Below are 13,346 nucleotides of genomic sequence, written 5' to 3'. Positions count from 1 at the left end.
TGCTGCGTCTGAGCGACGTCCGATGGACAGCCGAGTTCAGGCGTCTCGCGGACAGCGCAACCCGCTCCAGCCTGTGCCGCTCGAGCAGCACGAGTATTTCAGCGCTCGGTAACACGCTCCGGGATCCGGCCGTCTGTCCTGGTACAGACGAGGAGTTCACGCGATGATCGGTTCCCATTCTGGCGGCCCCACGCCGTGGCCGGGCGCGGTGCCCGCCGCGTTCCCGTGCCCGTACTGCGCACAGCAGGTCCCGGCGGGCACGGTGCGCTGCTGGCGCTGCGGCAACCGGCTGGCTGCCGAGGCCACGCCGGGCGACACCGTCCGGCGGTTCGCCGCCGCGACCGGGCTGGCCGCGGGCGGCGTGCTGGTCGGGGTGTCGCCGGTCCTGCCGTGGTTTCAGGTCGTGCTGCTGGGGAACGCGAGCCTGTTCGACATCGCTCGCCTGGCAAGCAGCCGAACCGTGCCGCTCGTCTTTCTTCCGGCGGCTCTGGCGGTCTGCGGTGCCGCCGCGATCGTCGCGGCTGTCGTGCTGCGAGAGGGCGTCGCGGTCCGGGCGACTGGCTTCGTCCTGTTCGGCGTCTCCGGTGTCCTGGCCGGATTGCTCCTCTTCAGCCTGCTGAGCGGTCTCGACAGCGCTGGCGGCCTCCTGCGCATCGGGCTCGGCCCCTGGGTCAGCGTCGCCGGTGCGCTCTTCATGCTCGTCGGCGCGGTGGTGCCGCAGCCTGCCGTCCGGCCACCGCGCACCGACGGCCGCACCGTCTTCTCCGCTATCACCTGCGCGGTCGCCATCGTGGTCGCCGCGCTGGGACTGACCGCCGTCACCGGCATCGACAGAACGACCCGCAGCACTGCGTACGGCGCGACGGACCCGACCCTGGCCGCCCCCTCGTCGCCGGAACCCGTTCTCCCGCTGCCGTCCACCAGCGACCCGCAGCCAAGCAGCGCCCCGACCTCCACCGTGACCAAGGATTCAGCGCCCCCGGCCGCCCCGCGCGACACCCTCGCCGACGCCGAAGCAGTCGTCCAGGCGAAGGGCTACCGCCCCTATCCAGCCACCTCCTGGGAATCGTCCGACGGTCTGCAGGTCGTCCTCGCCACCATCGCCGAGTCGGCTGACGGCTACGCGAACCGGGCCTTCTTCTTCCACGACGGCAAGTACCTCGGCACCGACACCTCGGTGGACAGCGCCGGCATCCAGGAAGCGTGGTCTACTGACACCACCATCGCCCTCTCGTACGAGATGTACAACGCCGAAGACCCGCAGTGCTGTCCCACCGCCGACGCGGCGACAGTCCGCTACCACTGGACAGGAACCCGCCTCGTCCCCCTCGACGCGATACCGCCCGCCGACCCGAGTGCGAGCCCGAGCCGACGCTGACCTGAACTGCCGGAACCGACCTATATCCGCAACAACCCAGCTTCGCGGCCGAACGTGAGATGGAGTCGCCGTTGCCCACCCTTTCAGCCCCTGACCAAGACAGTGGACCGAGCGGGGCGCTTCCCCTCACGTTCGACCGGGTTTTTCGCCCGTGGCGCTATGCCGTCAGCCATTCGGAACTTCGGTTGCGCACCGTCGACGCCGAAGCCGGCGACCTGATCGAAGCCGCCTTCTTCGGGGTGGTCGGGATGAAACTCAAATCCCTCTATCAGTCCCTGACCATAGACTACGCAGACCGTGCGCAGACCGCGGAAATACTGCGGTTCGCAGACATCAAAGAGAAGTCCGCCCATCACGTGCGATGTTTGACACTGCACTCGACCGGCGACAGCGGATTCATCGCGTGCCTCAGTTTTGTCGTCAGATCCTATCCCGCTGGATCCGACCCCGACCGCACCGACAATTCTGCTTTGATAGTGAAGAGCAATCGATAAGGTCCCTTTCTGACACTTCGTTAAGCCGTATGCGAAAGCCTCGTCCAGCGTGTGCCCCGACAGCCCTCACTCCACCGCGGGACCGATCGGCCCCAGCACCCCAGTCTCGGTCCGGACCCCTTCTTTGAGCTCGATGAACAGGGCGTGGCTGTCGGTGTCGCCGATGTTGTGCCCGGCGTGCTGCTGAGCGGCCAGCCAGCCGACCTTGCCCGCGGTCAGCTCCAGGTCGTGCGTGCTGTCGTCGGCGGCGTACATCCGGCGGCGGAACGAACTGAGCACCACCAGCACGCTGTCGGGATGGGCGTGGCGGGTGGTGCGGTCGCCGGGCTTGTCGGTGTATTCGAGCACGCGGACCCGCTCGTTCTCGAACACCACGTGGTAGTGCTCCGGGTTGGTGACGGTGGGATCCAGGGCGGTTGCCGCATCGATGGTCATGACTGCCTCACCGAGAAGGTTCGAGGTCCGCCCGGCGGACGCCGGACGTGCGGCCCGGCCGCCGTCGCGGCGGGTACCGCAACGGAGGATTTTATTGCACGCATGCGTGCATGTAAATGAGTAGACTGGACGCATGCCTCGCCGTTATTCAATGCAGACCCGGCGCCGCGCCAGCGAAGAAGCGCGGACCCGCATCTTCGACGCGACCCTGGACGCCCTGGTCGCCTCGGGCGGGCAGCAGGTCACCATGCAGGAGATCGCCGAGCGGGCCGATGTCGCGCTGCGCACCCTCTACAACCACTTCTCCAGCCGCGACGAACTGCTGACCGCGGCGTTCGACCACCACACCGCGCAAACCCGTGCGGCCGTGGAGGATCTCGGCTTGCCCGACGCCGCTCCCGAGCATCAGCTGCAGCACATCATCGAGGCGTACTACTCCCGGTACGAGCAGATGGGCCCGCGCCTCACCGTCCTGCTCGCCCAGCAGGACGCACCGGAGCTGGACGAGCAGATCCGCGCGATCCGCCGATGGCGGCGCACCCTCCTGAACAGCATCGTCGAACGCGCCCACCGGGACGGCAGACTCGCGGTCTCCGCGTCGGCCGCCCTCGCGCTGGCCTACACCCTCACCAGCCACGCCGGCTGGCAAACCCTGCTCGACACCTTCGACGGCGACACCGCTTCAGCTGCGCGCGCCGCTACCGAGGCGCTAACCTCCGCGCTGTTCCACCAGCAGCCCAGCGTCGATCATTGACCTGACCGAGGAGCGCCTCATGGCAACCGGAGCCGACCGGACCGCGTTCGGGCCGATGGTCATCGTCGCCGCCGACCAGCACGAGGCCCGGCCGCTGATCGACGACCCGTGGGCCCGCCGCCTCCTGCCCGCCAGCGGGAGGCTCGCGGCCGCGCTGACGAAATACCGGCCGATCCGGCGAGCGCTGATCGCCGCGACCGAGAAGAAGATCCCGGGCCTGTGGGCAAGCATGCTGTGCCGCAAACGCTATGTCGACGATGCCCTCCGCGCGGCTCTCGACGAGGGCGGGATCGAGGCGGTGGTCATCCTCGGCGCGGGCTTCGACACGCGCGCCTGCCGCCTGCCTGCGCTCGCGGAGATTCCGGTCTACGAGGTCGATCTGCCCGCCAACATCGACCGCAAACGCGCCGCGCTCACCAAGGCGCTCGGCCGCGTCCCCGCCAACCTGACGCAGATGCCAGTCGACTTCAACACCGAAAACCTCGCCGACGCCCTCGCCCGGCACGGCTACCTCCCCGGTCGGACTTTCTTCATCTGGGAGGCAGTCACCCAATACCTCACCGAGGACGGCGTCCGCCGCACGTTCGACTTCCTGGCCACCGCGTCCGCGGGCAGCCGCCTGGTGTTCACCTTTGTGCGCAAGGACTTCCTCGACGGCACCCGCCTTTACGGCGCCGAAGCCGCCTACGCCGAGTTCGTTCGCAAGCGGCCGCTCTGGCGCTTCGGCCTGGCCCCCGACCGCGTCGAAGCGTTCCTCGCCGAATACGGCTGGCACGAACGAGAACAAGCCGGACCGGAGGAATTCACCGCCCGGTACCTGCGGCCCGCCGGACGGGACCTGCCGGTGTCGGAGATAGAACGCTCGGTGCTGGCCGAGTTCACCGGCTGATCCTCGCCCGCGGAAGCCGGTCAGGTCAGATGGTCGAATTCCCCGCTGACCCAACGGATATGCGCGTCGGCGGAACGATGCACGACCGCCTTGGCGTCCGCGTCGATGGTGTCGCCGCCGAGCGTGTACAGCCGGTCGTAGGACCAGCCGTCCAGCCGGTCCACGATCCGCCGTACCACCGCGGCGGACAGCGGGATGTGTTTCGGGAAATTGCGCTGGAACGACACCCAATTCGGCGCCAGACCGCCGCTGATCGAGTCGCCGGAGAGGATCGTGCCGTCGTGGGTGCGCAGCACGGCACTGCCCAGCATGTGCCCGCCGACCTGGATCAACTCGACCCCCGGCACCGGCTCGGCGTGCCCGGTCCAGAACTCGAGTACAGGATCGGTACGGCCCAGCCATTCGCGGCCCGCGGCGTTCACCAGCACCGGAACCCGCCCGAACGCGTGACTCCAGCTGACCTGGGCGGCGAACATGTGCGGATGACTGGTCGCGATGGCGGCGACCTCGCCGAGCGCCCGAACCGCGGCGAGCGTGTCCGGCTCGATGGAAGTCGGCGGATCCCACAACACGTTCCCCCGCGCGGTCCGCACGACGAACGACCACTGCCCGATCCCCACCACCGGTTCCCGCCGCAGACTGTGCACCCCGCGGCCGTGGTCCCGCTCCCGCACCACGTGCGGTTCGGCGGCAAGCTGTTCGTGAGTGCGCCAACTCCCCGAATGCGGGCCCAGGTCGCCGCGCTCCTCGATGCCGACCTCGCCGCGGTCCAGCACACAGTGCGGGGGTTCCGGGGAGCCGGGTTGTTCGATGCCGCATCGGTCGCAGATCCACAATGTCATGATCGAGATTCTTGAACCTCGACCATGGTGGAGGTCAACCTCCGATCGACGAACCACGCCGGTTGCTCCCCCGACCTGGCTCGCGAGCTACCGAATCCTCCAGCGCCGCAATCATTCCCGTCAGCGCGCCGAGGCTGGCGGTCCGGACCTGGTCGCGGGTGAGACGGTCGTGTTCGAGCCATTCCAGGCACAGGGTGTGCACGAACATCAGCCAGGACGTGAGCGCCGCGGACATGGTGGCGCGCTGTGCGCCGCTGAGACCGGTGGCGGCGAGCATGACGTCGTGCATGGCCCGGTGGTCGCCCAGCACGATGGCTTGCACGACGGGGTCGCCGGCGAGATCTCGGTTGGCGGCCAGCACGGTGTGGCGGTTGGCCGCGAAGTAGTCCATGTGCGCGTCGAGGCCGGCGGCGATCTGGTCGGTCAGCGGCAAGTCTGGCTCGATCCGGATCTCGGCCTGCAACTGCTCGGCGGCGCGCTGGTAGATCGCCGCGAACAGGACGCTCTTCTTCGGGAAATGCCGGTACAGCAGGGCGCGGGAGACCCCGGCGCGTTCGGCGACGCGGTCCATCTGCACCTGCTCGTAGGGCAGTTCGCCGAACAGCTGCGCGCCGACGTCGAGGAGTTCGGCACGGCGCTGGTCCGGAGCGAGACGGCGGCGAGGCGGCATCGCCCCACCTTAGTTGACGCGCGTCCACTAGCGCGGTTACGCTTCGGCGGCTTAGTAGACGCGTGTGTACTAACGGCGCGCATCCGGGACCGGGAGACGATCATGAAGGCCGTATTGCGGTGGTATCTCGTCGTTTTCGGGATCGACTGCGCGCTGATCGCGCTGGCGCACATCCTGATCGGGCCGAGCACGATCATCGGCGCGAACACCCCGAACGCCACCCTCGACGGCGATCTGCGGTTCTCGATGCTGCTGTTCCTCGCCTACGGGATCGCCTGCGTGTGGGCCGCCCGGGACCTGGACCGGCACGCCGGCCTGATCCACCTCCTCATGCTGGTGTTCTTCGCCGGCGGGCTGGTGCGCTTGCTGACCGTCGCCTACTCCGGCTGGCCGCACTGGTTCTACGTCGCGATGCTGGTTGTCGAACTCGTCACGCCGCTGATTTATTCGCCCCTGCTGCAGAAAGCCACCGGACGCCCGGCGACCGCGGACCTCGCGGCGTTGACGCGGTAGGGCTTCCCGTTGCGAACAAAGGAAAACATCATGCTGGCCGGTTTCATCGCTTACCATTATCCGCGTCCGCATTACCGCGACGAGTTCTTCCGGCGCGTGGAAGGCGTCGCCCGGGTTTTCCGCAGTGCACCGGGGTTTCTGTCGGCGGATTGCTGGCTCACTGCAGACGGGGAAACCGTCGTGTGCGTAGCCAAAGCCGAATCTCGCGAAGCGCTCGAAGCCGCCATCATCCTGCGCCATTCGCCGCAGACCCGGCTCGCGCTCGACGCGGAGTTCGGCGAAGCGCCGCCCGGGGTCGTCGACGGCACGAACACCGAACTGTTCGCGCGCCCGCATCTGGTGCACCAGCTCATGTCGCGGTAAATCCGGCTCGTTTCCCGGTCAACGGTGAGGAAAATCGTGATGAATGCGCATGAACCCGCTCGCACCGAGGTTTTGGTTGTGGGAGCCGGTCCGGCCGGAATGGCGGCAGCGGCCTCCCTGTCCGATCAGGGCGTCGAAACGATGGTCGTAGACAAGCGGGCCGAAATGATGAACACCTCACGGGCAGCCGTCGTGCACGCCCGCACGCTTGAGGTGCTCGAGGAACTTGGCGTCACCGGGGAACTCGTGGCACGCGGCATCCGCGTCTCGAAATTCACTGTGCGCGAGCATAATCGCGTGCTGCTGCACATCGATTTCGACCAACTGCCCAGCGCTCATCCCTATACCCTGCTGGTGCCGCAGGACATTACCGAGCAGGTACTGCTCAAGCGGCTGCACAAGGCAGGCGGGCAGGTAACCCGGCCCAGCGAGGTGACCGCGTTGGCGCAGGACCCCGCAGGCGTCACCGTCACCCTCGCCACCGGCGAGCAGATCCGGGCCGGATACGTCATCGGCGCTGACGGGATGCACAGTCTCGTCCGCGAGCAGGCCGGCATCACCTTCCACGGCGACAGCTACCCGCAGTCGTTCGTCCTCGCCGACGTCGTCCTGACCGGCGACGTGACCGACGCGGAAGTCCGGCTCTACTTCGCCCCCGAAGGAGTCAGCGTGCTAGCGCCCCTGCCCGGCGGCCGGCACCGAATCGTGGCGACGGTCGACGACGCTCCGCCGCACCCCGACCGTTCGCAGGTACAGGCGTTGCTGGACGCCCGCGGTCCGCGGACCGGTTCGATCGAGGTGACCGATCTGGGCTGGAGTTCGCGGTTCCGCGTGCACCACCGCCTGGCCGACCGCTACCGCGCCGGACGCGTCTTCCTCGCCGGCGACGCCGCGCACGTCCACAGCCCGGCCGGCGGCCAGGGCATGAACACCGGCATCCAAGACGCACTGGACCTGGCCCGCCGACTGGGCGCGGTACTGCGCGACGGCGCCCCAGACAGCACCCTGGACGGCTACGAAGCCGAGCGGCGTCCAGTCGCCGAGGAAATCGTGGCGTTCACCGACAAAATGACCCGGGCCGCCACCCTCGGCAGCCCCGCGCTGCGGGCCATGCGCAACACCGCGATGCGCACGCTGGACTGGCTGCCCGCGGTCCACCGCAAGATGGCACTGACGCTGTCCGAACTCAAAACCGGCCACTGACCCCCGCGAGTTACTTGAGGCGCAACAGATCCGGGTGGGGCTGAGAAGGCTGTGGCATCTGCTCCGCACGCAGCCGGTGGAGCTGGCCAATGGTCAGCGGAACCGAGAAATCGGCCCCGTATTTCTCGCCGCGCGTCTTGTGAAACTCCAGGCCGTCCGGCGAAATGCCCACGCCAACAGTCGCCAAGTAGACAACATCCAATTCGTCAGCGAACGCCAGCCAAGCGCCCGCGAAGTGCAACACCGCTGCCTGCACGCGGACGCCGTCCACCGTCCACATCGAACGCGGCCAGCTGGACAGGTCAGCGACACGCTCGGCCAGATGCGCCTGAACAGCCTTGCGAAGAGCGGCGCGATCCGCGCCAGGCGGGATCGGTTCGATGACGTTCAGCAGCTGCCCGAGCGCCATGCCGGGCGCACCCCATTTCAACGGCCCCGTACCCGCCGCGAACGCTCCGCGCGGCAAGGTGCCCACCAGCGCGGCCCGGTCTCCGGCGTCGGTCCGGTGTCCGAACCAGACCGGCGTCGCAGGCGAGTTCTCGATCGCCGCGACCCACTGCTTGTGCGGACCGGGAAAGTCCAGGTCGTACACCGGGTCGACGGCGGGCGCGGCCTGGTCGTCTGCGTTCATCCGCTCGGCTTTCACAGCACGAGATCCTCTCGACGGGGTGTGCACGCAGTAGAGCACATGCACGCGCTGAACCGCCTCAGCCAGGACCGAATGAGCAGCGCAAGCGAGCGTGGAGTCACGATGAAGCTGTCATTCAGCGATGACTTCCGCTTCCGGGGCCGTTTCAGCGGGTCAATACGACCGCGGCAAGCCGAGTGTGTGGCTCGCGACGTAGTTCAGGATCATCTCCCGGCTCACCGGTGCGATCTTGAGCAGGCGCGCCATTCCCCACAGGTGCGCGAGACCGTATTCGGTCGCCATTCCGTTGCCGCCGTGGGTTTGGATGGCTGCGTCGAGGGCTTTCAGGGCGGCATCGGCGGCGCTGTACTTCGCCATGTTCGCCGCCTCGCCCGCCGGGCGGCCCGCGTCGTGCAGCCACGCGGCTTTCGCGGTCATCAAGCGTGCGAGTTCGACGTCCACCGCCGCCTCCGCGAGCGGATGGGCCACTCCCTGGTGCGCGCCGATCGGCGTGCCCCAGACCGAGCGCTCGTTCGCGTAGCGCGCGGCTTTCGCCAGTGCGTACCGTGCGATGCCGGTTTCGATCGCGGCGCCGCCGATGCGTTCCGGGTTGAGGCCGCGGAAAACGATGCGCAGTCCGTCGCCGACCTCGCCGATCCGGCGGTCGTCGTCCACCCGGACGTCGTCGAAGCTGAGCGTGTACTGCTTCTCCGGCGCGCGCATTTCGACCGGGATCCGGCTGCGGTGCAGGCCGTCGGCGTCCGTGGGCACGACGAACAGCGTCATTTCGCCCTGTCCGGAGTCGCCGGCGCCGGTGCGGGCCACGACGAGCAGGTTCGCGGCCTCGTCCACTCCGGAGATGTAGTACTTCGTGCCCGACAGCACCCACCCGTCGCCGTCGCGGCGCGCGGTGGTGCGCAGCTGGTGGCTGTTCGACCCGGCGTCCGGTTCGGTGATCGCGAAGACCATTTTCTCGGCGCCGGAAGCCATCGCGGGCAGCCACCGGCGCTGTTGCGCGGGCGTGCCGAATTCCTTCAGCACCTCCCCGGAAATCGCGGCGGACACGAGCAAAAGCAGCAACGGCATCCCGGCCGCGGCGGTCTCCTCGACCACGATCGCGAGTTCGGTGATGCCCGCGCCTCCCCCGCCATGCTCCTCGGGCAGGTTCACGCCGACGAAGCCCGCTTCGCCGAGGGCGTGCCACAGCTCGTCGGTGCGCCCGTCTTCGTCCAGCACGCGCCGGAAATACCCGTCGCCGAACCCCGCGCAGATCTTGCCGACCGCCGCCCGCAGGTCAGCATGCTCGGGCGATTCGTCGAAATCCATCAGTGCCGTCCCGAGGCTTCCGTGGCCGGCGCATATTGCCGGCGCAACTTGTACTTCATGACTTTTCCGCCGACTGTTTCCGGCAGCGCGTCCACGAACCGCACTGTTTTCGGGGTTTCGAAGCCAGCCAGGCGTTCCCGCGCGAACGCGATCAGCTCTTCCTCGGTGACCGCCGCGTCCTCGGCCAGCACGACGAACGCCGCCACCCGCTCGCCCCAGCGCTCGTCCGGCACGCCGATCACCGCTGCCTTCGCGACGCCGGGATGCAGGTGCAGTGCCGACTCCACCCGAATCGTCGAGACGTTCTCGCCGCCGGATTTCACGATGTCCTTGTACCGGTCGACCATCACGCGCTGGCCGCTTTCGCCGTAGGAGCAACTGTCGCCGGAGTGGAACCAGCCGTCGCGGAACGCTTCGCGCGTGGCCGCTTCGTCGAGGTAGTAGCCCGCGGTGGTGATGGGCGAACGGTAGACGGCTTCGCCCGGCACGCCTTCCTGTCCCTCCAAGGAAACGCCCTCCGGATCCACGATCTGCGACGCCAGCAGCGGACTGGGCGCTCCGACGTAGTTGTCCTGCGGTGCGGTCCGCTCGTACAGGTCCGGATGCTGGTCGGGCCAGAACCGGTGGCAGGCAATGGATTCCGTTTGCCCGAAGATTTCCGTGACTGTCAACTGTGGACAGTGCTCGCGAAGCCCGGCGAGCACCGCGGGCGGGAGCGCGGCCCAGCCGTAGACGGCGATCCGCAGGGACGACACGTCGCGTGGGTGCGCGTCGAGTTCCTGCCGCAGCGCGCCGAGCATCGCCGGGGAACCGCCCCACAGCGCGGTGCTCCGCTCGCGCTCGATGCAGTCGGCGGTCGCGACCGGGTCCGGCCGCCGTCCGATGACGGCCGAGCCGCCTGCTGCGAACGCCGCGAGGAGGAATATCTGATGGCCGACGTGATACATCATCGGCAGGAAGCTGGCGACCTTCACCGCGCCCTCGAACGGGACCCCGCGGGTGAGGGTGAGCGCGAAGCCGTGCGCGGCGAGCGTGGACGCCGCGTGCGAGCACATCACGCCCTTCGGCATCGCCGTCGTGCCGGAGGTGAAAAGGATTTCGTAGATGTCGTCACCGTGGATCGTGGTGTCCGGCGCGGTTTCGGAGACGCCGGAGACGAAGTGCGAGAACGACTCGCTGCCTTCCGGGGCGGGTCCGCCGATTTCCACCGCCACGTCCGGAGAAACCCCGGCGCCGCGCCACTGCTCCGGCGCGGCGGCCCAGATGTCGGCGTCCACGACGCACATTCGCGGCTGGACCCGGTCGATCAGGTAGCGCACCACGTCCGGTGCCATGGCCGGGTTGATCGGCGCCGCGACCATGCCCGCCTTCGCGACGCCGAGCTTGAAGGCGTAGCCCTCGACGGAGTTCTCGCACACCATCGCCACCCGGTCGCCCCGGTGCAGCCCCCGGGCGAGGAGAGCGTTCGCGATTTGGCTGGTGAGCGCGTCGAGCTCGGCGAAGGTCAGCCGGGCGAAGCGGGGATCGCCGAACGCACCGGGCCAGCCCGCGATCGCGGTCGCGTCCGGGACGCTCCAGGTGAGGCGTTCGACCAGATCGGACACGCAGATGCGGTTCCAGCGGTCGTCCGCGCGGCGGTTGTAGAGGCTGGTGACATCGAAGGCCATGAAGCTCCCCCTTTGGAACTCCGCGGTGAGCACGCCGCGTGCTCGGATGCCCCCCACCTTAGAGAATCATCATTCACTAAGCAAGGGGCTCCGCGGCCGGGGTCACTGGTCCGCGGCGATCTCCAGCACGAGCTCGGCGGCGCGGGCGAGGCAGTCGAGCAGCCGGTCGGCTTCGAGGCCGACGTTGTGGAACAGGTTCGACTGGACGGCGCCGACCGCGGCGTGGACGAGCGTGCGCGCCACCGCGTCGTCGAGGTCCGGATGCGCCTCGCGGGTGAGGTGCACCCACTCCTCCAGGTACAGCCGCTGCTTGCGGCGCAGCCGGACCTGGTCCTCGGCGGGCAGGCTGCCGATCTCGTTGTGGTAGACCCGCGCAAGCGCGCGCTGGCGCACCACGAACTCGGCCTGCCCGCGCACAAGCCGCCGCAACGTCTCGCGCGGCCCGGCATGCTCGGCGAGCGCGACCTCCTGGTCAGCGATGAGCCGGTCGATGATGTCGTCGAAGAGCGCGACGAGGATCGCCGCCTTGCTGTCGAAGTGCCGGTAGATCCCGGAACCGACAATGCCCGCGTCGCGGCCGATCTCGGCCATCGACACCGCGTGGTAGCCGTTGCGGCTGATCAGATCGCCCGCCGCGACGAGAATCTTCGCTCTCCGGTCGGGATCCCGCGTCCGGGTGGCCGAACGTGCCACACCCACCACCTCCAGCCTGTCGCTCCTGCCACGATATCGGCCGCGCGGCGGGCACGCCGAGGCGGACCCCGCGGGGTGAACGACGGGTCACTCAGGGTTGGCGGGTTGCAGAGGGAGGACGCGGGCAGGGCAGGCGCGGGCGGAAGGACGGGCGCAACGCTGGGAAGACCCACGCGGGCGGGGAAGCCCGAAGCGTCCGCCGTCGCAGCGAAGGGTTGGCCACGAAGCGCCGCGCGGGCACTGGCGCGGCGAACCCGCAGCGAAGCTCGACCGCAAACCCACGAGCGAACGCCTGGCTTAAACCCCCGCCCGGGCCCAGCTCAGCCGCGACACTGCCCAGACCACTGACGCTCCCCCGGCGAGGGCTCGGCCGCAAACCCGCAGCGGCTACTCGGCCACATCCCGGCCCAGACCCACCTCAGCCAAGGACCTGCCCGGCCACCGACCCATCCCAGGCGAACCGGCGAACACCCGGCCCGAACCCACCTCAGCCACGGAACTGCCCCGACCTCCGGCCCTTCCCGGCGAACCGGCGAACACCCGGCCACCACCCAGCCCAGCCCCGAGACTGCCCCGCCATCGACCTTCTTCGGCCAACCGACGAACACTCGACCACAACCCGGCCCGACCCCACCTCAACCACGAAACTGCCCGGCCACCGACCCTCCCCGGCGAACCGGCGAACACCCAGCCACAACCCAGCCCGGCCCAGCTCAGCCGCGAAACTGCCCCGCCCGCCGCCCAACCCCAGGCGGGCCAGCGAACGCCTGGGCCACCCGCATCCACTCCCCCGCGATGTCACCACGCGTGCGCAACGCCGTGTCCGCCACGTGCCGTCGCTGGGTCACCACCAGGCAGAAGTCCTCGGCCGGTCCGGTCACCGCGTTCGGGGAAGCCGGGTCGCCCCAGGTCCAGTGGTCGCCGTCCGGGGCGGTCAGGGCCACGTGCACCTCGGCGTCGGGCACTGGCCGACCCTGCGCCCGGTAGCTGTTCGGGAAGGCCAGCACTCCGATCCGCGCCACGTGTCGCAGCCGTGCGGTCGCCTCACGGCGCACGCCGAAAGCGTCGGCGACATCCTGCCCGTGCGCCCAAGTCTCCATGATCCGCGCCGTCAGCTTCGACGCCAGGCTCATCGACGGACCGAACCACGGCACCCGGACCGCGGGATCTGCCGCCTCGGCCGCCGCGCGCAAACGGCGGTGTTCGTCGTTCCACCAGGCCAGCATCTGCGCACCGGGGCGATCCGCGTGCGCCGCTCCGATTCCGTCCACATAGGACTGCAGGTCTTCTAGGGAATCCCGCAGTGCGACGAATTTCTCCGGCTCACCGACGCACAGCGCGGTGACTCCGTCGAAATGCGCCAGGTGCGCGATCTGGTCGCGAACCGTCCAGCCAGGCGCGGGCGTCGGCGCGGACCAGTCGTGGTCCGGGCGTCCGGCCAGCAACGCGGCGAGCGCGTCGTGCTCCGCCGCCAAGTCTGTCAGCAATCCG

The 13,346-nt window shown here is 68.9% G+C and carries 15 protein-coding genes; 7 read left to right on the top strand and 8 right to left on the bottom strand.

Annotated elements, in window-relative coordinates:
* Nucleotides 1-163: 163 nt before the first annotated feature.
* A complete protein-coding gene (locus DMP23_RS09950) occupies nt 164-1,378 on the top strand; it encodes an LppP/LprE family lipoprotein (protein WP_337820867.1) in 1,215 nt (404 codons plus the stop codon).
* A 71-nt stretch (nt 1,379-1,449) separates the two neighbouring features.
* Entirely contained in the window at nt 1,450-1,872 is a 423-nt protein-coding gene (locus DMP23_RS09945) for a hypothetical protein (RefSeq protein WP_337820866.1), read from the top strand.
* A 66-nt stretch (nt 1,873-1,938) separates the two neighbouring features.
* Here the strand turns inward: DMP23_RS09945 and DMP23_RS09940 are convergent, their stop codons facing one another.
* Entirely contained in the window at nt 1,939-2,307 is a 369-nt protein-coding gene (locus DMP23_RS09940) for a hypothetical protein (protein ID WP_037812704.1), read from the bottom strand.
* Nucleotides 2,308-2,440: 133 nt separating this feature from the next.
* On the opposite strand from DMP23_RS09940, the gene DMP23_RS09935 reads away from it, so the two are divergent.
* Both DMP23_RS09935 and DMP23_RS09930 read left to right on the top strand, forming a co-directional pair.
* Nucleotides 2,441-3,061: a TetR/AcrR family transcriptional regulator gene (locus DMP23_RS09935; protein ID WP_134666853.1), complete on the top strand. Its 621-nt coding sequence runs from the start codon at nt 2,441-2,443 to the stop codon at nt 3,059-3,061.
* A gap of 19 nt (nt 3,062-3,080) precedes the next feature.
* Nucleotides 3,081-3,950 carry an SAM-dependent methyltransferase gene (locus DMP23_RS09930; protein WP_337820865.1) on the top strand — a complete coding sequence of 290 codons (870 nt, stop codon included), beginning with the start codon at nt 3,081-3,083 and terminating at the stop codon, nt 3,948-3,950.
* Nucleotides 3,951-3,970: 20 nt separating this feature from the next.
* On the opposite strand, the gene DMP23_RS09925 is transcribed toward DMP23_RS09930, so the two are convergent.
* Both DMP23_RS09925 and DMP23_RS09920 read right to left on the bottom strand, forming a co-directional pair.
* Nucleotides 3,971-4,792 carry a hydrolase gene (locus DMP23_RS09925; protein ID WP_337820864.1) on the bottom strand — a complete coding sequence of 274 codons (822 nt, stop codon included), beginning with the start codon at nt 4,790-4,792 and terminating at the stop codon, nt 3,971-3,973.
* A gap of 34 nt (nt 4,793-4,826) precedes the next feature.
* On the bottom strand, nt 4,827-5,462 hold the full coding sequence (locus DMP23_RS09920; protein WP_337820863.1) for a TetR/AcrR family transcriptional regulator: 636 nt from the start codon (nt 5,460-5,462) through the stop codon (nt 4,827-4,829).
* Between the two features lie 102 nt (nt 5,463-5,564).
* Between DMP23_RS09920 and DMP23_RS09915 the strand changes: the two genes are divergently transcribed.
* Genes DMP23_RS09915 through DMP23_RS09905 form a run of 3 tightly spaced genes read left to right on the top strand, consistent with a single transcriptional unit; the run spans nt 5,565 to nt 7,541 of the window.
* A complete protein-coding gene (locus tag DMP23_RS09915) occupies nt 5,565-5,975 on the top strand; it encodes a DUF4345 domain-containing protein (protein ID WP_337820862.1) in 411 nt (136 codons plus the stop codon).
* A gap of 30 nt (nt 5,976-6,005) precedes the next feature.
* Nucleotides 6,006-6,338 carry a hypothetical protein gene (locus tag DMP23_RS09910; protein WP_337820861.1) on the top strand — a complete coding sequence of 111 codons (333 nt, stop codon included), beginning with the start codon at nt 6,006-6,008 and terminating at the stop codon, nt 6,336-6,338.
* A 39-nt stretch (nt 6,339-6,377) separates the two neighbouring features.
* Nucleotides 6,378-7,541, top strand: coding sequence for an FAD-dependent oxidoreductase (locus tag DMP23_RS09905; RefSeq protein WP_337820860.1), 1,164 nt, complete (start codon nt 6,378-6,380; stop codon nt 7,539-7,541).
* 10 nt (nt 7,542-7,551) lie between these two features.
* Here DMP23_RS09905 and DMP23_RS09900 read toward each other — a convergent pair whose 3' ends face one another.
* The 5 genes from DMP23_RS09900 to DMP23_RS09880 form a co-directional block, all read right to left on the bottom strand.
* Nucleotides 7,552-8,172 carry a hypothetical protein gene (locus tag DMP23_RS09900; protein WP_337820859.1) on the bottom strand — a complete coding sequence of 207 codons (621 nt, stop codon included), beginning with the start codon at nt 8,170-8,172 and terminating at the stop codon, nt 7,552-7,554.
* 171 nt (nt 8,173-8,343) lie between these two features.
* Nucleotides 8,344-9,495, bottom strand: coding sequence for an acyl-CoA dehydrogenase family protein (locus tag DMP23_RS09895; protein ID WP_337820858.1), 1,152 nt, complete (start codon nt 9,493-9,495; stop codon nt 8,344-8,346).
* Nucleotides 9,495-11,162 (bottom strand): AMP-binding protein, encoded by a 1,668-nt coding sequence (locus DMP23_RS09890; protein WP_337820857.1) that lies wholly within the window; start codon nt 11,160-11,162, stop codon nt 9,495-9,497. Before DMP23_RS09890 ends, DMP23_RS09895 begins: the two co-directional genes overlap by 1 nt.
* A 102-nt stretch (nt 11,163-11,264) precedes the next feature.
* Nucleotides 11,265-11,855, bottom strand: coding sequence for a TetR/AcrR family transcriptional regulator (locus tag DMP23_RS09885; RefSeq protein ID WP_199818128.1), 591 nt, complete (start codon nt 11,853-11,855; stop codon nt 11,265-11,267).
* A gap of 713 nt (nt 11,856-12,568) precedes the next feature.
* Nucleotides 12,569-13,342 (bottom strand): TIGR03084 family metal-binding protein, encoded by a 774-nt coding sequence (locus DMP23_RS09880; protein WP_337820856.1) that lies wholly within the window; start codon nt 13,340-13,342, stop codon nt 12,569-12,571.
* Between the last annotated feature and the right edge of the window lie 4 nt (nt 13,343-13,346).

It is taken from the genome of Amycolatopsis sp. A1MSW2902, assembly GCF_017312175.1.
Taxonomy (GTDB): domain Bacteria; phylum Actinomycetota; class Actinomycetes; order Mycobacteriales; family Pseudonocardiaceae; genus Amycolatopsis; species Amycolatopsis nivea.
The sequence above is the reverse complement of the archived record's forward strand: the minus strand, read 5'-3'. Positions and strand labels throughout refer to the sequence as shown.

Coding starts and splice junctions, on each gene's coding strand:
- DMP23_RS09950 (WP_337820867.1), top strand. CDS start 164: ATGATCGGTTCCCATTCTGGCGGCCCCACGCCGTGGCCGGGCGCGGTG.
- DMP23_RS09940 (WP_037812704.1), bottom strand. CDS start 2,307: ATGACCATCGATGCGGCAACCGCCCTGGATCCCACCGTCACCAACCCG.
- DMP23_RS09935 (WP_134666853.1), top strand. CDS start 2,441: ATGCCTCGCCGTTATTCAATGCAGACCCGGCGCCGCGCCAGCGAAGAA.
- DMP23_RS09930 (WP_337820865.1), top strand. CDS start 3,081: ATGGCAACCGGAGCCGACCGGACCGCGTTCGGGCCGATGGTCATCGTC.
- DMP23_RS09925 (WP_337820864.1), bottom strand. CDS start 4,792: ATGACATTGTGGATCTGCGACCGATGCGGCATCGAACAACCCGGCTCC.
- DMP23_RS09920 (WP_337820863.1), bottom strand. CDS start 5,462: ATGCCGCCTCGCCGCCGTCTCGCTCCGGACCAGCGCCGTGCCGAACTC.
- DMP23_RS09915 (WP_337820862.1), top strand. CDS start 5,565: ATGAAGGCCGTATTGCGGTGGTATCTCGTCGTTTTCGGGATCGACTGC.
- DMP23_RS09910 (WP_337820861.1), top strand. CDS start 6,006: ATGCTGGCCGGTTTCATCGCTTACCATTATCCGCGTCCGCATTACCGC.
- DMP23_RS09905 (WP_337820860.1), top strand. CDS start 6,378: ATGAATGCGCATGAACCCGCTCGCACCGAGGTTTTGGTTGTGGGAGCC.
- DMP23_RS09900 (WP_337820859.1), bottom strand. CDS start 8,172: ATGAACGCAGACGACCAGGCCGCGCCCGCCGTCGACCCGGTGTACGAC.
- DMP23_RS09895 (WP_337820858.1), bottom strand. CDS start 9,495: ATGGATTTCGACGAATCGCCCGAGCATGCTGACCTGCGGGCGGCGGTC.
- DMP23_RS09890 (WP_337820857.1), bottom strand. CDS start 11,162: ATGGCCTTCGATGTCACCAGCCTCTACAACCGCCGCGCGGACGACCGC.